The sequence below is a fragment of the Bradyrhizobium sp. Kon37 genome, assembly GCF_055807535.1.
Genome location: NZ_JBVVOY010000004.1, coordinates 502,785 through 520,034, shown reverse-complemented (window position 1 = coordinate 520,034; position 17,250 = coordinate 502,785). Strand labels below are relative to the sequence as shown.

Here is a 17,250-nt window from a genome sequence, read left to right as displayed (position 1 = left end):
TACGCTTCTCTACCGGGCAACCTGGAGAGTTGATTGAACGGCGTCACCCCCGACCCGTCAGACCCGATCCGCGATGGCGACGCTCTGTCGCGGCTGAAGCTGGCGCAAGCCCTGCAGCGGGCCACATATGCCATCGCGTGGGAGCGTGCCTGGCCAAATTTGGCGCGGCTTCTCACTGTCGCCGGTCTGTTCCTGGTGGTGTCCTGGGCCGGCCTCTGGCTGGCGCTGCCCTTCATTGCCCGCGCCATCGGGCTCGTGGTTTTCGCCGGCATCGCGATTGCCGTCCTGTTCCCGTTGAGTCGCTTTCGCTGGCCGAGCCGCGAGGAGGCTCTGGCCCGGCTCGACCGCGGCTCCGGCATCCGTCATCGGCCGGCCACCACGCTGACGGACACGCTGAGCTCGCAGGACCCGGTTGCGCAGGCCTTGTGGCGGGCGCAGCGTGAGCGCACGTTGGCTTCGATCAAGCGCATCCGCGCCGGTCTGCCGAAGCCCCGGCTCGCTCTGCATGATCCCTGGGCGCTGCGCGCGCTGGTCATGGTGATGCTGGTTGCGACCTTCTTCGCCGCTGGCGACGAGCGTGCGATGCGGCTCGGAGCCGCCTTCCACCTGAACGGCGTGCTGGCGCCGGCGAATGTTCGCGTCGATGCCTGGGTCACGCCACCGCTTTACACCGGCAAGCCGCCGGTCATCCTATCGGCCGCGAACAAGGAGGCCGCCGCGCTGCCGGCCAGCGGCCCGCTCGCCGTTCCTGCAGGCTCGACCCTGATCGTTCGCTCCTCCGGCGGCAGCCTTGATGTTGTCGTCTCCGGCGGCCTCAAGGAAGTCGCGCCCACCGAAGCCGCACCCAAGGGCACCAACGAGAAGCATTTTGCCATCAGCGGCGACGGCACCGCGCATGTCCGCGCACCCTCCGGCCAGCCGCAATGGGCGTTTGCGGCAACGCCGGACCGCGCGCCGACGATCGCGCTGGCCAAGGATCCCGAGCGCCAGGCCCGTGGCGGACTCCAGCTCACTTACAAGGTCGAGGACGATTACGGCGTCACCGGCGCCGACGCGCAAATCGGCCTGCGTCCCGCCGATGCCAAAGATGGCAGCAAGGAGGCCGAGACCAAGGCCGCCGCGCGGCCGCTATTCCAGCCGCCGCAATTCCCGCTCGTGCTGCCGAATGCACGCACCCGCAACGGCGTCGGCCAGACGGTGAAGGACCTCAGCGAGGATCCCTATGCCGGCGCCGACGTCACGCTGACCCTCACCGCCAAGGACGAGGCCGGCAACGAGGCCAGGAGCGAGCCCTTCAACATGCGCCTGCCCGAGCGGCTGTTCACCAACTCGCTCGCGCGCGCGCTGGTCGAGCAGCGCCGCATCCTCGCGCTCGACGCCAACAAGAATTCGGATGTCTACGCCGCGCTCGACGCGCTGATGATCGCACCCGAATTGTTCACGCCGGATGCGGGCTGCTATCTCGGCCTGCGTAGCCTGGCGCTGCAGCTGGAAGCCGCCCGCACCGACGACGCGATGCGCGATGTGGTGAAAAGCATGTGGGCGTTCGCAGTCACCATCGAGGACGACGGTGTCGCCGGCAGCGTCAACGCCGCGCTGCGTTCGGCGCAGGACGCGCTCAAGCGGGCGCTGGAACGCGGCGCCAGCGAGGACGAGATCAAGGCGCTGACGCAAAAGCTTCGCGAGGCGATGGCCGGCAAAGTGCGCGATCTCGCCCGGCGCGCCGAGCAGAATCCGCTTGGGCCCCGGCAGCCTTTCCCGGCAGAGGTTCAGCTCATCCTCGACAAGTCTGTCGAGCTGAAACAAAAGACCCAGAACGCCACGCCCGAGCAGCTCGAAGAGCTGGCGAAGCAGCAGGACGCGTTGCGCGAGCAGCTTCAGGCCTATCGCAAGTCGGCGAACAACCGGGCGAAGCCGGGCAACGACGGGGCCAACCAGTCGACGCGAGACCGTAAATGCGGAAGCTAGCACGCGTGCCAGTCTTGAAGGCGATCTCGATCGCCTGCCTCGCCTTCCTGTTGGGAGGCGTCTCGCCCGTGGCTGCCCAGCAGGATCAGGATGTCGATGCCCTGCTCGATGGCGCTGAAAAGGCGATGCAGGATTCCGGCGACAGCCTCAGGCAGAAGGAATCCGGCAAGAGCCTGAACAATCAATCCGATGCGATTCAGAAGCTCGAGGACTACAAGCGCGCGACGGAAAAGAGCCAATCCTCCAATCGCGATCGTTCCGTCATCACGCAGCGCGACCTGGACGAATTGCTGAAGCAGATCGAGAAGGCGGCGCGCGAAGGCAATAAAGAAGCGGCCCAGCGCATGCTCGAGCAGCTCGCGCAGATCATGGAAAATCTCCAGATGGCGCAGCCCGGGCAATCCGGCGACAGCGACATGGAGCAAGCGCTCAACGAGCTCAGCGACATGATCCGCAAGCAGCAGCAATTGCGCGACAAGACTTTCAAGCAGGGCCAGGATTCCCGGCGTGAGCGCTCGCGCGGCAAGCAGCAGGGCGACCAGTCGATGTCGGACCTCCAGCAGGATCAGCAGTCGCTGCGCGACCGGCTGAAGAAGCTGCAGGACGAGCTCGCCAAGCGCGGCCTCACGCAGAAGGGGCAAAAAGGCCAGAAGAGCCAGGGTCAAAAAGGGCAAAAGGGTCAGCAGGGCGAGCAGGGACAGCCGGGCCAGGATGGCGATCAGGACGGCGACCAGGGCGATGACGACGGCAGTCTGGACGCTGCCGACGGGGCCATGGGCGATGCCGGCTCGCAGCTTGGCGAAGGCAATTCGGACGGTGCCGTGGACGCGCAGGGGAAAGCGCTCGAGGCCTTGCGCAAGGGCGCGCAGAAGATGGCCGAGGCGATGCGGCAGGGCGATGGCGACGGGCAGGGCGATGGTCCCGGCAACCGGCCCGGCCGCCAGCAGAGCGGCGGCAATCAGACCGATCCGCTCGGTCGCCCCCTTCACGGCCGCGATCTGAGCGACGACTACACGGTCAAGATCCCCGGCGAGATCGACGCCCAGCGCGTCCGCCGCATCCTCGAGGAGCTCCGCCGCCGCTTGGGGGACAGCTCGCGCCCGCAGATCGAACTTGACTACATAGAGCGGCTGCTGAAGGATTTTTGAGGCTGACGCAGGTCGCGTAGCCCGGATGAGCGAAGCGATTTCCGGGGCCGCCGGTCCCGCATGTCGCTGCGCTCATGCGGGCTACAAGCTACGAACCCGACGCTGCTACCCCTTCTTCGCCGCCAGCGCATCCGCCACCGCCGTGCGAATGTCGGCGACCGAGAACGGCTTGGTCACGACGTCATGCACCAGCGCATTGAGGTTCGAGGCGCGCTCGCGCTGGTCGGCAAAGCCGGTCATCAGCAGAATGGTCAAGTCGGGGAAATCGCGTGCGACGGAAAGCGCCAGCGCGATGCCGTCCATCACCGGCATCTGGATATCGGTGAGCAGCAGGTCGAACCCGCCGTCCGCGCGCGTGAGGATCTCCAGCGCCTCGGCGCCGTCTTGCGCGGTGACGATTTCGTGCCCGTCCATGGCGATGGCGCGCGCCACCAGCTGGCGCATCGAATCCTCGTCGTCGGCGATCAGGATCTTGGACATGAGACGAACCTCGGGATCAATCTCGCCACCAACTTTGCCTGCGAGACCTTCGAAATCGATTATACGCTGCCGCCGGCGATGTCGCGCCGGTTGAAGAAGCGAACGTCGATATTGCGGCCCTCCGGCGGCGGCGAGGCCAGGCGCGAGCGGAAGAAGGCGCGCTCGCCGGGCTGTAGCACGGTCTGTTCCAGAACCGCGTTCCAGGCGTAGATTTCCGCGCCTTGCGCATCGCGCACCGCGAAGCGCAGCCGGGGAATGTCGAGCGGCTTCTTGCCCTGGCCCACGATCACCCCCTCAATCACCAGCACCTGCTTACCGTCCACGGTCTCGCTGGAGAGCTTGACGTCCTTGAAGGCCAGTGCGCGCAGGTTAACTTCAAGGCCGACCATCCTGTAGAAGGCGGCCGTCTGCGGCAACAGCCGCACCATGTCGCCGCGCCAGATCACCAACGCCAGCACCAGCGCGCCCATGGCGGCGCAAGCGGTTGGCAGGCCGAAATGGGATTTTCGCGGGGCCGCGGTGGCCACCGGACGGCGCACTCGGGCGCCGCGGCGACTGCCGAACAGGCCACGGAACCATGACTGGTGCTGCTCGCCGACGACTTCCTCCTCGACGGACCGGGCGGCCGCGGACCATTCGTCCTCGGTGTCGGTGGTTTCCTGGTCCGGCCAGTCACTGGCGATCGAGGGGCTGTCAACGACAGGCGCGTCAGCGGCGCCGTCGTCCTGGGCATAGGAGTTCCACTGCTCGGCGAGATCGGACTGGTCGTCGGCCCGGCTGGCCGCGGCCATGGCCGGGACAGATGCCTCCTGAATGGCATCCTCGGCATGGGCGACCCAGGTTTCCTTGCAACGGGAACAGCGCACGGTCCGGCCGTTCGTCCCAAGGCTCGTGGGCTTGATGGCGTAGGATGTCGTACAATGAGGGCAGACGATATGCATGGACGAGCCCTGATGCATGGCCAAGTCGTGACGGTGACACGGTCGCGGAGAACCGAGCGGGAAAGATGCTACCAATTATGCTACAGGACGACCGTTAACGAACCGGAAACCATAACGGCCGCAAAACCCGCTGATCGCGTGTGGCGGCACAGCCGTGCGGCCCGCGGCCTCTCTCGAACGGAGCTGAGCTTGGTTCGGTTCGAAAATGTCGGATTGCGTTACGGCCTGGGGCCAGAGGTCCTGCGCGACCTCAACTTCCAGATTCCGGCGCATTCCTTCCAGTTTCTCACCGGCCCGTCCGGCGCCGGCAAGACCTCGTTGCTGCGCCTGTTGTTCCTGTCGCATCGCCCGACGCGGGGCCTCGTCAATTTGTTCGGTCACGACATCTCGCAACTGGGCAAGGACGAGATCGCAGACTTGCGCAAGCGCATCGGCATCGTGCTCCAGGATTTCCGCCTGCTCGACCACATGACGACCTATGAGAACGTCGCGCTGCCATTCCGCGTCATGGGTCGCAGCGAATCGAGCTACCGCAAGGAGGTCATCGATCTCCTGAAATGGGTCGGGCTCGGCGAACGCATGGACGCGCTGCCGCCGATCCTGTCTGGCGGCGAGAAGCAGCGCGCGGCGATCGCGCGCGCCGTGATCTCCCGGCCGCAGCTGCTGCTGGCCGACGAGCCGACCGGCAGCGTCGATCCGACGCTCGGCCGCCGCCTGCTGCGGCTGTTCATCGAGCTCAACAAGTCAGGTACCGCCGTCATCATCGCCACCCACGATATCGCCCTGATGGACCAGTACGAGGCGCGACGCTTCGTGCTGCACCAGGGACGGCTGCACGTCTATGAGTAGGCCCGACGAGCGCGGCGTGCTGGTCGATCTCGGGCAGGAGGGGCCGCCGCTTCCGGCCCGAGCGCGCAACATGTCGCCGATCGTGCCGCGCGCCTCGATCCACGGCCGCGCGCTCGTCGCCGTCGTCGCCATCATGACCTTCCTGGCGTCGATGACGACCGGCACGGTGCTGCTGGTGAGCGCCTCCGCCGCTGAATGGCAGTCGGATGTCGCGAGCGAAATCACCATCCAGGTCCGCCCGCAGACGGGCCGCGATCTCGAGCGCGACACCGCGGCGGTGACCGAGGCCATGCGCGCGCAAGCCGGCATCGTCGAGGTCAAGCCGTTCACGAAGGACGAGAGCGGCAAGCTGCTCGAGCCCTGGCTCGGCACCGGGCTGTCGATGGACGATCTGCCGGTGCCGCGCATGATCATCGCGCGCGTGCAGCCCGGCACGGCGCTCGATCTCGGCGCCTTGCGCGCCCGCGTGACCCAGGTGGCGCCAAGCGCCAGCGTCGACGATCACCGCGCCTGGATCGAGCGTATGCGCTCGATGACCAACGCGACCGTGCTCGCCGGTCTCGGCATCCTCGCGCTCGTCATCGTCGCCACCATCATCTCGGTATCGTTCGCGACCCGGGGCGCCATGGCGGCGAACCGTCCGATCGTCGAGGTGCTGCATTTCGTCGGCGCGGGCGACCGCTATATCGCCAACCGCTTCCTGCGTCATTTCCTCAGGCTGGGGCTGGAGGGCGGCGTGATCGGCGGCGGCGCCGCCATGCTGGTGTTCGGCTTCTCCGAGTCGATTGCAGGCTGGTTTTCCGGCACCCCCGTCGGCGACCAGTTCGCCGCGCTGCTCGGGACTTTCTCGCTGCGGCCGTCCGGCTACATCGTGCTCGCGGTGCAGGCCGTGCTGATCGGCGCCATCACCGCGGTCGCCTCGCGCCAGACGCTGTTCGCGACGCTGAATGATGTCGATTGAGATGGTTTTCTTCCTTCTCCCCTTGTGGGAGAAGGTGGCGCGAAGCGCCGGATGAGGGGTTCTATCCACGTGCACGAACGTCGAGGCGAGTTCGCGGAGACATACCCCTCACCCGTCTCGCCGCTATCGCGGCGAGCCACCCTCTCCCACAAGGGGAGAGGGGAAATCTGGTTCGCGGCCCCAGTGCTCCGCCACATAGTTTGAGGCTGACAAACCGGACTCCACTTCGCCTCAAAACGTCCTAAAATCACCTCTGGGAAGGGATCACCGACATCACATGACCGCGCCGACCGACGATCGATCGCCGAAACTGCCGCGCGGCTGGCTGCGCGCGGCCGTCATGTCGACGATTGCGCTCGCCTTCGTCGGCGCGGCTGCGGGCTTCATCGCGTTTCTGTCGCAATTGCGCGGCGCCGAGATCGCGCCGGACCGCAGGGCGGACGGCATCGTGGTTCTGACCGGCGGCTCCTCGCGGGTGTCGGATGCGATGGAGCTGCTCGCTGCCGGTTACGGCAGGAGGCTCCTGATCTCCGGTGTGCACCCGACCTCGACGGCGAGCGACATCTCCCGGACGTTGCCGGAGAATCAGTCCTTCATGCGTTGCTGCGTCGATCTCGACCGCACGGCGGTCTCGACCCGCGGCAATGCCGCGGAAGCGCGGCGCTGGGCCGCGGGACGCGGCTTCAAATCGCTGATCGTGGTGACCTCGAACTATCACATGCCGCGCGCGCTGGTGGAATTCTCGCATGCGATGCCGGAGACGACACTGATCCCGTTCGTGGTGGTCGGCGACAAATGGCGCGAGGAGCCGTGGTGGACCTCTGCGTCCACCTTGCGGCTGCTGCTGTCGGAATATGTCAAGTACATCGCGGCCGAGGTCAGGGTGCGGCTGGAGGATTTCGGGATTGACCTTTCGCCCGAGATGTCGGAGCAGCCTTCCGGGCTGCAGCCGAAGCGGCCCGCCACCGCACAGGCCAATTGATCGGCAACTGATCGGCAATTGATCGGATCCTCGATGTTCTTGATTTTCCTGCGATCGCTCGTGTTCAACGTGCTGTTCTACACCGTGCTGGTGTGCCTCGCGATCGTGGCGCTGCCGACCTTCGCATTGCCGCCGCGCGCCATGCTCACGGTCGCGCAATGGTGGGCGAAGGCGACGCTGTTTCTGATGCGGGCTGTCTGCAACATCAAGGTGGAATTCCGCGGCCTCGAAAAGATTCCGGCGGGACCATTGGTCGTCGTGGCGAAGCACCAGTCGTTCTGGGAGACGTTCGTCTTGCCGGGCTTCTTCGACCGTCCGATCTTCATCCTCAAGCGTCAGCTCATGCAGATCCCGGTGTTCGGTCAATTCCTGGTCAAGACCGGGATGATCGCGATCGACCGCAACGCCGGCGTCAAGGCGCTGCTGGACATGACGCGGCGGGCGCGGGAGGCGGTGCGCAGCGGCGGGCAGCTCGTGATCTTTCCCGAAGGCACGCGCCGCGCTCCGGGCGCGCCACCGGACTACAAGAGCGGCTTTGCGCAGATCTATTCGTCCTGCGGTGCGCAGTGCCTGCCGATCGCGCTCAATTCCGGCCTGTTCTGGCCGCGCCGCACCTTCATGCGCTATCCCGGCACGCTGGTGGTGGAATTCCTCGATCCGCTGCCGCCGGGCTTGCCCAAGGACGAGTTTCTCTCCCGTGTGCAAACGGTGATCGAAGACGCGACCGGCCGCCTCGTGGAAGCGGGCCGCAAGGAGCAGGAGCAGCTGATCGGCTCGGCGCCGAGCTATGCGCCGTCGGAGAGCTAGCGGTTTTCCCGATCGTCCACCGCAGCCGGGGCGTGCGGAGAATGCGCATCACCATGCAGCATCATGGCAAGCTGATGCAGCGGCGCATCGCGAAAACCTTCGGCCTCGATCGCCTTCACCGTCGCGGTCACGTAGTCGCGATTGGCGCCGGACTGGCCGTGGCCCTGGAGCACGTGGCGATGCTGGTCGGTGAGCGACAGCCGGCCGGCATATTGCACATGGCCGCGGTCGACGACATAGGCGAGCGCGGAGACGCGCTGCCGCGAGTCGTTCTCCAGCCACACCGAGCGCATGACCTCGCGATAGACCGACGTCACCTGCTCGCGCGCGCGCAAATAGGCGACGACGTCGGCGCGGTTCTTTTCGGCGACGCGGAAGGCGATGCCGCGGCAGGCGCCGCCGCGGTCGAGGCCGAGAACCAGACCCGGCTTCTCCGGCGTGCCACGGTGGACGAAGGAATAGACACAGAGCGCGCGATGCTCGCCGACCAGCCGCGCCGGGACGCGCTCCTCGAATTCGAAGCCCGGCCGCCACATCAGCGAGCCGTAGCCGAACACCCAGAGGTCGCCCTTGGCAGTGGTGACGGAGGGGAGGGTGATTTCCGACATTTCGGGCACGGCTACCAGAACCGCGCTCCCAAGCGAAGCGAATTCTCCGCCTTTCGGAGCAAGCCAACCTCGCTTACATTTGACAAAATCAGGGGTCAAAGGGTCGCCGCATGTCCGATATGACCGTTGCCGCACGCCGGCGCTCCCGCTGGGGCCTTTTCATTGCCCCTGTCATCCTCCTGATCCTCGCGGTGGCGTGGAGCGGCTTCTGGTTCTATGCGGCGTCGCAGGCCGAAATCGCCGCCGATGCCTGGCGCGCGCAGGAGGCCAAATCCGGCCGCATCTATGATTGCGCCAAGCGCTCGATCGCGGGCTTCCCCTTTCGCTTCGAGGTCCAGTGTTCGGGCGCCAGCGTCGCCCTGGTGTCGCAGAATGCCAGCAAGACGCCGTTCACGGCGAAGCTCGACAACATCCTGGTCGTCGCCCAGGTCTACGACCCCAAGCGCGTCATCGCCGAATTCACCGCACCCGCGACGCTCACTGACGGCGTCACGCAAAGCACCTTCGTGGTGAACTGGAGCAAGGGTCGCAGCAGCGTGGTCGGCCTGCCCGCCGTGCCGGAGCGCGCCTCGATCGTGTTCGAGGAGCCGACCGTCAATCGTGTCGACGGCAGCGTGCAGGTGCCGCTCGCGCGCGCGAAACAGGTCGAGCTGCATGGACGCCTCGCGGATGGATCGCCGTCCGATCATCCCGTGATCGAGACCGTGCTCCAGATCGCGCAGGGCAGCATTCAGGGTGTTCATCCGCTGCTCGCCGAGCCGTTCGAGGCCGACACCCGGGCGAAGATCACCGGACTGTCCGACCTCACGCCAAAGCCGTGGCCGCAGCGCTTCCGCGAGATCCAGGCCGCCGGCGGCCATATCGAGATCGTGCAGTCCCGGATCCAGCAGGGCGAGATGATCGCGGTTGCGGCCGGCACGCTCGGGCTCTCGGCTAACGGCCGTCTCGACGGCGAATTGCAGATGACGGTGACGGGCCTCGAGCGCGTGATCCCCGCGCTCGGCATCGAGAAGATGCTGGAGGAGGGGGTGCCGCAGGCAACCCTCGATCGCGTTGCGCCCGGCGTGAAGTCGCAGGACCTCAACAATCTGTTCGGTGCGCTCGACCGTGCCGTTCCCGGCCTCGGCAAGGTCATCAAGCAGAATGCCAATGCCGGCGTGGCAGCCGGCATCAACTCGATCGGGACCGAGAGCACGCTGGAAGGCAAGAAGGCTCGCAGCTTCCCGCTGAAATTCGTCGACGGCGCCGTGCTGCTCGGCCCGGTCAAGGTCGGCCAGATCCCGCCGCTGTATTAGGTCGTGAATTCATAAATCTGCCGGTCGGACAGCTTGGTCCGCCTGACGCGTTTGAAGCTGTGAACAGATCGCTTCCGAAGGGTGTCTTGTCGGCGCCGGTGACGCAACCTGCGAGGTCCTATCCGGCGTCGGGCGAGGAGTGTGTCAGTTGCGGCTGGACAGGTAGCGTTCTGCCGCCCTATTGAAGGCCAACTGACGGCTCTAAGGTCGCGCCCAAATTATTTGGGGGTTCGGGGGAAACAATGCACGCGTTGAATTGTCTCGTGGCAGCATCGCTGCTCGTCGCCTCGCTTCAGACCGCAACCGCCAAGGATGGCGAACATTGGGTGGTGTCCTGGACGGGCGCGGTTCAGGGCCCATACCCCGTCGGCAATCCGTCTGCCCAGCCCGAACAGAAATTCGCGTTTCCCGAGCCTGCGGCCGGTGCGCGGGACCAGACCTTTCGCCTGATCGTTCGGCCGGATATCTGGGGCCGTCAGGCCCGCATCCGGCTCAGCAACGCCTTCGGCACCAAACCCGTCACGTTTGACGGCGTTTACGTCGGCCTGCAGTCGGGCAGTGCCGCGTTGATCCGCGGCTCCAACACTCCGGTTACGTTTGCCGGCACGGCTTCCGTTACGGTGTCACCGGGAAATTCGGTCTGGAGCGATGCGATCGCGCCGCCGTTTGCAAAGCGGCCTGATGACCTCGCCGGCCGCCGGCTTGCGGTCAGTTTTCATGTCGCCGGCCAGAGCGGTCCGATGACCTGGCACGCCAAAGCGCTGACCACCTCCTATGTCAGTGCGCCCGGCGCCGGCGCGAAGGGCGCCCTCGAAGACGAGGCTTCCTTCCCCTATGCGACTGCGTCGTGGTTCTTTCTCGATGCCATCGAGATGACTGCGCCTGCCGATGCCTTCGCCATCATGGCGTTTGGCGATTCGATTACCGACGGGACCGCCTCAACCATGAATGGCGACGATCGCTGGCCCAACGTGCTGTCGCGTCGCCTGAAGGCGGTCTACGGCAACAAGGTCGCCGTCGTGAATGGCGGCATCGGTGGCAACCAAATCGCAGGCCCCGCCGAATATAGTCCCGACAAACCGTACGCAGGCGGCCCCGCTTCGGGCCAGCGGCTCGAGCGCGACGTGCTGTCGCTGTCCGGCATATCGAGCCTGATCTGGCTGGAGGGCATCAACGATTTCAGCAAGAACGGCAATTTTACCGCCGACCAGGTCATCGCCGCGATGAAGGACGGCGTCGCGAAACTACGTGCGAAATGGCCGCAAGCCCGGATCATCGGCGCCACCGTCGTTTCGGCATTGGGCAGCACCAGCGCGGCCCATGGTTTTCCCGAGCAGGATGACAAGCGCAAGGCGCTCAACGAATTCATCCGTAGCTCGGGGACATTCGACGGTGTGATCGATTTTGATCGGGCGACGCTCGATCCGGCCTCGGGTGGTCTCAAGCCGGAGTTCGTTCCCGAAAGCACGACTGGCGGCGCCGGCGACAAGCTTCATCCCAACCGCACCGGATATCTGGCGATGGGACAGGCCATCGACCTCGATCTGTTCAAGCCGGCAAAGTTTGGTCGCAGCGCGAAGCAGTAGGATGAATTCAGAGTCGCCTCTCTCCATTCGCCGCCCTCAGTTGTCGTAACTCCTCCATCCGCGTTACGAGCTGAACTCACGGCCGCTTCGCCGGATCGTGATGACCCGCCGGGAATGCGGAGCCGCAAACTCCGCTCTCTCTCCATGTCGGCCGCACGATGATGCGGTCCGCTCAGGCAGGAGAGATAATCATGATGAAGTCCAAACTGTTCGTTGCCGTCGTCGCCATCTCGGCCGCGATCGCGACGCCCGCCTTCGCGCAGTGGCAATGGCAGTCGCAGGAGCCGGCCGCATACGCCTCGATGTATCCGAACGGTGATCGCAACATCTCGAATCCCACGACGCGGGAGACGATGGCATTCGTCCCCTCGCCGAAATCACCGCGCCCAACGGTGATGCGCGCGACCAAGGGCAAATAGCCGCCATCCACCACTTGCCCGTCGTGAACTGGGCCCGGTCATGTCCCGGCCGGGCCCGATGCGCGTTGCCTTGAAAGTTGCCTTGGACAATCACGACAATCGCGCGTGCGGATCGGCAGCCAACGAAAATATTCCGAACAGGATCGTCAGGAAAAAGTGATGCAGAAGATGCCCGGCGCCGCGAATAACCGCAGCCGCATTCAAATCACTCCACACCAGGGAAGCATGCATGCGCCGGAGACGGCGCGCGGAACCTAATCCGCTTCCCAAATGGAGGAAGCTTCAAGTGCGGATCATCAATTGCGGGCTGATGCTGGGTATTCTCGCTGCCTGTTCAGGGCAGGCGCGTGCCGACGACAATGTCACAACCGAAATCCAGTCGCTGAAGGCGAAACTGAAGGAGCTCCAGCAGCGTGTGGACTCCGAGGCGCGCAAGACGCGACAGGTTGAAGCGCAGGCGAAAACCGTTCAGTTACCTGCAAGCTATAAGGCGCTCGCCGCCGATCCATGTGCGGCCGGCAAGGTCTGCTACAAGGGGGTGACGTTGACCTTCGGTGGCTGGGTCGATCTCACCGGCATCTACCGCTCGCGCAATCTCGCCTCCGATACCGGCTCGGTCTACAACTTCATCCCCTATCAGCAGAGCCGCAACTTCAACATCCCGGAAACACGCTTCTCCGCGCGCCAGAGCAGGTTCTCGGTCTTGGCGGAAGGCAATGCCGATGCCGACACGCACCTCGCGGGTTATGGCGAGATCGATTTCGAAGGTGCGGCTCAGACGGCGAGCTCGGTTGCGACCAACTCGTTCAATCCGCGCATGCGGCAGCTTAGCCTGGAACTGGACCGCAGCGATCTCGGTCTTCACTTCCTTGCCGGGCAATCCTGGTCGCTCAACGCGCCGACCAAGTCCGGCATCGATCCTCGTGGCGTCGACGCGCCCGGCGTGATCGACTTCGAATCCGTTCCGGGATTTCTTGCGGCACGGCAGCCCGGGCTGCGCGTCTGGCAGGAAATCGGACCGGAGTTCAAGCTGGCTGCCTCGGTCGAGAATGCCCAGACAGCGTTCTTCGGCGGCAACGTCCCGGCCGTCGGCACACCCGCCATCGGACCACAGGGCGTGCTGAACCCGAACCTTCAGGTCAACCTGACCGGTCCCGGCGGCAGCTTCTTCAACAACCTCAACAATGTCAGTCTGAATCAGGTGCCCGACGTCACCGTCAAGGCAGCCTGGGACCCAAGGCTCGGGCCCAATAAGTTGCATGTCGAGGCGTGGGCGCTCTACCGCCAGCTGTTCGACCGCTTCAACAACGCCAATCACACCTATGACACCGCAAGCTTCGGCGGTCACATCTTCGCCGAGCTGATTCCGAAAACCCTCGATCTTCAGCTCTATGGCTCGCACGGCGTGCTCGGCCGCTTCACGGCAACGCCGTTCCCCGATGCGGCAGTGGCGCAGGACGGCACCATCCTCCCGCTGACGATCACGGCGGCCGCCGTCGGCCTGATCTGGCACGCGACGCCGAGTCTCGATGTCTATTCCTATGCGGGCCTGGAAAAAGCCAAGGCGAATTTCGCCAATGTTGGAACGGTGCCCTTCGGCTACGGCAATCCGCTCTACAACAACACCGGCTGCTTGACCGAGAACTCGCCCGCCGCGACCTGCAACGGCAACACCAGGGAGGTCCGGCAGATCACGGCCGGGATCTACGACACCATCTACCAGGGCAATTTCGGTACGCTCAAAGCCGGCCTGCAATATTCCTACACCCAGCGGGTCGCGTTCGCCGGCGTCGGCGGCGCTCCGAGGACGGACGACAACGTCGTCATGACGCAGATCCGGTACTACCCGTTCTAGTCACGGAGCCACGCGGGCTCGTAGCCTGGATGGAGCGAAGCGCAATCCGGGAATCTCGCCTCAAGCGGCGGAGGTCCCGGATTACGCTTGCGCTCCATCCGGGCTACTTCAGCGCTACGGCTTTTTCAGCGCCGCGTGTGGCCGGCCGAAGTCGGGTGCGGCCGAGTCCTGGCCGATTTCGACGATGCCGCGGCGGATGGCGCGGGTGCGGGTGAAGTGGTCGAACAGTGCCTCGCCGTCGCCGCGGCGGATCGCGCGGGTGAGCTTTGCCAGATCCTCGGTGAAAGTGCCGAGCATCTCCAGCACGGCTTCCTTGTTGGCGAGGAAGACGTCGCGCCACATCGTCGGATCGGATGCCGCGATGCGCGTGAAGTCGCGAAAGCCGCCGGCGGAGAACTTGATGACCTCGGACTCCGTCACCTGCGCCAGCTCATCGGCGGTGCCGACGATGGTGTAGGCGATCAGATGCGGCAGATGGCTGGTGATCGCGAGCACGAGATCATGATGATCCGGCGTCATGATTTCGACCTTGGCGCCCATCGCGGCCCAGAACGCACGCAGGCGATCGGTGGCAGCCGCATCAACGCCCTCCGGCGGGGTGAGGATGCACCAGCGGTTGATGAAGAGCTCGGCGAAGCCGGAGTCCGGACCCGAGTGCTCGGTGCCAGCGACCGGGTGCGCCGGCACGAAATGGATGCCGTTCGGCAGATGCGGCGCCATATCCCTGACGATGGCGCCCTTGACGGAGCCGACGTCGGAGATGATCGCGCCGGGCTTGAGATGCGCGGCGATCTCCTGCGCCACCGGCCCGCAGGCGCCGACGGGAATGCAGAGGATGACGAGATCGGCGTCCTTCACGGCTTCTGCATTGGTCGCCACGACCTGATCGACGATGCCGAGCTCCATCACGCGTGCGCGCGTCTTCTCCGAGCGCGCGGTGGTGACGATCTCGGAAGCCAGGCCCTGGAGCTTCGCGGCGCGCGCGATCGAGCCGCCGATCAGGCCGAAGCCGATCAGCGCGACGCGCTGGAAGTGCGGGGTCGCGCTCATCGTCCGGCCATGAAGTCGCGCAGGCCCTCGACGACGAGGCGGTTGGCCTCCTCGGTGCCGATGGTCATGCGCAGCGAATGCGGCAGGCCGTAGTTCTTCAAGCCGCGCAGCACCAGCCCGCGCTTGGTGAGGAAGGCGTCGGCTGCGTCCGAAGTCTTGCCCTCGGTCGGGAAGTGGATCAGCACGAAATTGGCGACGCTCGGCGTCACCTTCAGCCCGAGCTTGCCGATCTCCTCGGCGAGCCAGCTGCGCCAGGTCTCGGTGAACTGCTTCGACATGGCCTGGTGCGCGGTGTCCTCGATCGCGGCAACGGCGGCGTACATCGCCGGCGTCGATACGTTGAAGGGACCGCGGATGCGGTTGACCGCATCGATGATGTGCTCGGGGCCGAACATCCAGCCGATGCGCAGTGCCGCGAGACCATGGATCTTGGAGAAGGTGTGGGTCACGACCGTGTTCTCGGTGGTCGCCACCAGCTCGATCCCCATCTCGTAATCGTTGCGCGAGACATAGTCGCAATAGGCTGCGTCCAGCACCAGCAGCACGTGCGAGGGCAGGCCGGCGCGCAGGCGCTTGACCTCGTCGAACGGCACGTAGGTTCCGGTCGGGTTGTTGGGGTTGGCGAGCCAGACCAGCTTTGTCTTCGGCGTCACCGCCTTGAGGATGGCGTCGACATCGCAGGTGAGGTTCTTCTCGGCCGCGATGACATTCTTCGCGCCGACCGCCATGGTTGCGATCGGGTAGACCAGGAAGCCGTGCGTGGTCGAGATCGCCTCGTCACCGTGGCTGAGATAGGTGTGGGCGAGCAGGTTGAGGATCTCGTCCGAGCCGGCGCCGCAGATGATGCGGTTGGGGTCGAGCCCGAAGGTGCGCCCGATCGCTTCGCGCAGCACGCGCGAGGTCCCTTCCGGATAGTCTTCCAGATGATCCGCCACGTTCTTGAACGCCTCGATCGCCTTCGGCGAGGGCCCGAACGGCGTCTCGTTGGCCGAAAGCTTGAACACCTTGCGGCCGGGCTCTGCCACCGGAGTCTTGCCGGGCGTGTAGGGCGCAATATCAAGAATGCCGGGATTCGGCACGGGGCGGGACATCTTCAACTCCGGACTGGCTTAAGCGGTTCGCGACTTACGATTTCGACCCGGTCGGGGGCACCGTATAGCGCGTTGCGTGGCTGCCGACGAGGGCCGTGGAGCGCACCGAGGCTCCCGCTTCGATCAGGGCTGCCTTGATTTTGTCGAGGCTGCTCGTCGCGGTGACAGAGACCAGCAGCGCGGCGCCGTCGAAGGCGGTGTCGGGCACCGCCACGATCTCGGCGAGCGGCGACAGGGCGCGCGCGACCTCCGCATTCCACCCAGAGACGCGGACGCTGAAGGTCTCGACCTCCGTCACCAGGGCGCTGTCGGCGACGCGCGAGACCGCGAACACCGGCAACGCCGCCGGATGGTCGGCGCGCTCGACGAAGGGCAGCCGCGCGATGATCTTTGGCGCGCCGGCTTCTTCCAGCGACAGCCACCACGGCGTGCGGCTCGAGGTCGCCGAGACCAGCGCCAGATCGCCCTTGGACTTCGCGACGGCCTCGACCGCCGCCTGCGCGCTGAAATGCGCGACGTAAGGCACCGTGAAGCCGAAATGGAATCGCGCGGAATCGCGCATGGCCGGCTCGCTCGCCGAGATGTCGGCGTGGACCGAGAACGGCGCCTGGACATAAGTGAACGTCGCGATGATGACGCGCCAGATGCTCTCGACCGTGTCGAGCGGCAGGATCCCGCGATGGCGCTGCACGAGGTCGCGCATCATGGAGGCCTCACGTGCCGGGCGGAACGCCGAGCCGACCTCCTGGGTCTGCTTCACCTGGATCAGGCGGTCGATGATGTCGCCGCGCTGCATCAGCAGGCGATGCATGCCCTCGTCGATCGCGTCGATCTCCTTGCGCAATTCCTGGAGTGATGGTGGCGCGGGCGGACGTTGGGACATGTCTGAGAGGTGCTGTTGAGAGGCGTTCCACTGCGGATCAGTCGAGCCGTCACCGCTGTGATGGATATCCTGATTAGGCAGTCGGGGCTGCGAAAGCAAAGAGAAATGCAAAGGGAAATCGGGCCCTTTCCGCCCGTGGCGCGACAGGCGAATTTGGTTGATCTGGGCCGCGACTTGACGAAAACCGTCCAAGACGGTAGTTTTTACCCGTTCCGTGGTCATTTGAGCCGGCCGGCTTGCAGCCACGTTAAAAAACTCGCTAAACAGGCCGGGGACCCTTTCGATCCCGGCCGAACCTATCGTTCAGGCCGGGTTTTTCATGGCCTG

17 protein-coding genes and 1 riboswitch are annotated in these 17,250 nt (G+C 65.4%); of the genes, 11 read left to right on the top strand and 6 right to left on the bottom strand.

Annotated elements, in window-relative coordinates; translation table 11 throughout:
* The first annotated feature begins 33 nt into the window (after window positions 1-33).
* Both AC0L3J_RS13235 and AC0L3J_RS13230 read left to right on the top strand, forming a co-directional pair.
* Complete coding sequence (locus AC0L3J_RS13235; RefSeq protein WP_473347270.1) at window positions 34-1,968, top strand: TIGR02302 family protein; 1,935 nt, start codon at window positions 34-36, stop codon at window positions 1,966-1,968.
* Window positions 1,956-3,116 carry a DUF4175 family protein gene (locus AC0L3J_RS13230; protein ID WP_473347269.1) on the top strand — a complete coding sequence of 387 codons (1,161 nt, stop codon included), beginning with the start codon at window positions 1,956-1,958 and terminating at the stop codon, window positions 3,114-3,116. The genes AC0L3J_RS13235 and AC0L3J_RS13230 overlap by 13 nt, the downstream gene beginning before the upstream one ends.
* 105 nt (window positions 3,117-3,221) lie before the next feature.
* Here the strand turns inward: AC0L3J_RS13230 and AC0L3J_RS13225 are convergent, their stop codons facing one another.
* Window positions 3,222-3,596 carry a response regulator gene (locus AC0L3J_RS13225; protein WP_063994095.1) on the bottom strand — a complete coding sequence of 125 codons (375 nt, stop codon included), beginning with the start codon at window positions 3,594-3,596 and terminating at the stop codon, window positions 3,222-3,224.
* Window positions 3,597-3,655: 59 nt separating this feature from the next.
* Window positions 3,656-4,537: an MJ0042-type zinc finger domain-containing protein gene (locus tag AC0L3J_RS13220; protein WP_473347321.1), complete on the bottom strand. Its 882-nt coding sequence runs from the start codon at window positions 4,535-4,537 to the stop codon at window positions 3,656-3,658.
* 189 nt (window positions 4,538-4,726) lie between these two features.
* On the opposite strand from AC0L3J_RS13220, the gene ftsE reads away from it, so the two are divergent.
* The 4 genes from ftsE (at window position 4,727) to AC0L3J_RS13200 (ending at window position 8,136) form a co-directional block, all read left to right on the top strand.
* Window positions 4,727-5,386 (top strand): cell division ATP-binding protein FtsE, encoded by a 660-nt coding sequence (gene ftsE, locus AC0L3J_RS13215; RefSeq protein ID WP_008135325.1) that lies wholly within the window; start codon window positions 4,727-4,729, stop codon window positions 5,384-5,386.
* On the top strand, window positions 5,379-6,347 hold the full coding sequence (locus AC0L3J_RS13210) for a cell division protein FtsX (RefSeq protein WP_027514144.1): 969 nt from the start codon (window positions 5,379-5,381) through the stop codon (window positions 6,345-6,347). Before ftsE ends, AC0L3J_RS13210 begins: the two co-directional genes overlap by 8 nt.
* 277 nt (window positions 6,348-6,624) lie before the next feature.
* Window positions 6,625-7,329 (top strand): YdcF family protein, encoded by a 705-nt coding sequence (locus AC0L3J_RS13205; RefSeq protein ID WP_473347268.1) that lies wholly within the window; start codon window positions 6,625-6,627, stop codon window positions 7,327-7,329.
* A 33-nt stretch (window positions 7,330-7,362) separates the two neighbouring features.
* Entirely contained in the window at window positions 7,363-8,136 is a 774-nt protein-coding gene (locus tag AC0L3J_RS13200) for a lysophospholipid acyltransferase family protein (RefSeq protein ID WP_473347267.1), read from the top strand.
* Here AC0L3J_RS13200 and AC0L3J_RS13195 read toward each other — a convergent pair.
* Entirely contained in the window at window positions 8,133-8,744 is a 612-nt protein-coding gene (locus tag AC0L3J_RS13195; protein ID WP_473347266.1) for a gamma-glutamylcyclotransferase, read from the bottom strand. The genes AC0L3J_RS13200 and AC0L3J_RS13195 overlap by 4 nt on opposite strands.
* A gap of 110 nt (window positions 8,745-8,854) precedes the next feature.
* Here AC0L3J_RS13195 and AC0L3J_RS13190 point away from each other — a divergent pair, with 110 nt between their 5' ends.
* From AC0L3J_RS13190 to AC0L3J_RS13170, 5 genes are all read left to right on the top strand, one after another.
* On the top strand, window positions 8,855-10,039 hold the full coding sequence (locus AC0L3J_RS13190) for a DUF2125 domain-containing protein (protein ID WP_473347265.1): 1,185 nt from the start codon (window positions 8,855-8,857) through the stop codon (window positions 10,037-10,039).
* Between the two features lie 242 nt (window positions 10,040-10,281).
* Window positions 10,282-11,625 carry a GDSL-type esterase/lipase family protein gene (locus AC0L3J_RS13185; RefSeq protein WP_473347264.1) on the top strand — a complete coding sequence of 448 codons (1,344 nt, stop codon included), beginning with the start codon at window positions 10,282-10,284 and terminating at the stop codon, window positions 11,623-11,625.
* 191 nt (window positions 11,626-11,816) lie between these two features.
* Window positions 11,817-12,044, top strand: coding sequence for a hypothetical protein (locus tag AC0L3J_RS13180; protein WP_456767553.1), 228 nt, complete (start codon window positions 11,817-11,819; stop codon window positions 12,042-12,044).
* 105 nt (window positions 12,045-12,149) lie between these two features.
* Window positions 12,150-12,302 carry a hypothetical protein gene (locus AC0L3J_RS13175; RefSeq protein ID WP_473347263.1) on the top strand — a complete coding sequence of 51 codons (153 nt, stop codon included), beginning with the start codon at window positions 12,150-12,152 and terminating at the stop codon, window positions 12,300-12,302.
* Window positions 12,303-12,330: 28 nt separating this feature from the next.
* A complete protein-coding gene (locus AC0L3J_RS13170) occupies window positions 12,331-13,899 on the top strand; it encodes a hypothetical protein (protein WP_473347262.1) in 1,569 nt (522 codons plus the stop codon).
* Between the two features lie 114 nt (window positions 13,900-14,013).
* Here the strand turns inward: AC0L3J_RS13170 and AC0L3J_RS13165 are convergent, their stop codons facing one another.
* The 3 genes from AC0L3J_RS13165 to AC0L3J_RS13155 are packed head-to-tail and all read right to left on the bottom strand — an operon-like array spanning window position 14,014 to window position 16,923.
* The gene (locus AC0L3J_RS13165; protein ID WP_473347261.1) at window positions 14,014-14,949 is read right to left on the bottom strand and encodes a prephenate/arogenate dehydrogenase family protein; all 936 of its coding nucleotides are present in this window, start codon (window positions 14,947-14,949) and stop codon (window positions 14,014-14,016) included.
* Entirely contained in the window at window positions 14,946-16,040 is a 1,095-nt protein-coding gene (gene hisC, locus AC0L3J_RS13160; protein ID WP_473347260.1) for a histidinol-phosphate transaminase, read from the bottom strand. The genes AC0L3J_RS13165 and hisC overlap by 4 nt, the downstream gene beginning before the upstream one ends.
* A gap of 34 nt (window positions 16,041-16,074) precedes the next feature.
* Window positions 16,075-16,923, bottom strand: a complete 849-nt coding sequence (locus tag AC0L3J_RS13155; RefSeq protein ID WP_473347259.1) for a chorismate mutase — start codon at window positions 16,921-16,923, stop codon at window positions 16,075-16,077.
* A gap of 204 nt (window positions 16,924-17,127) precedes the next feature.
* A riboswitch (SAM riboswitch) is annotated at window positions 17,128-17,207 on the top strand.
* Window positions 17,208-17,250: the final 43 nt, after the last annotated feature.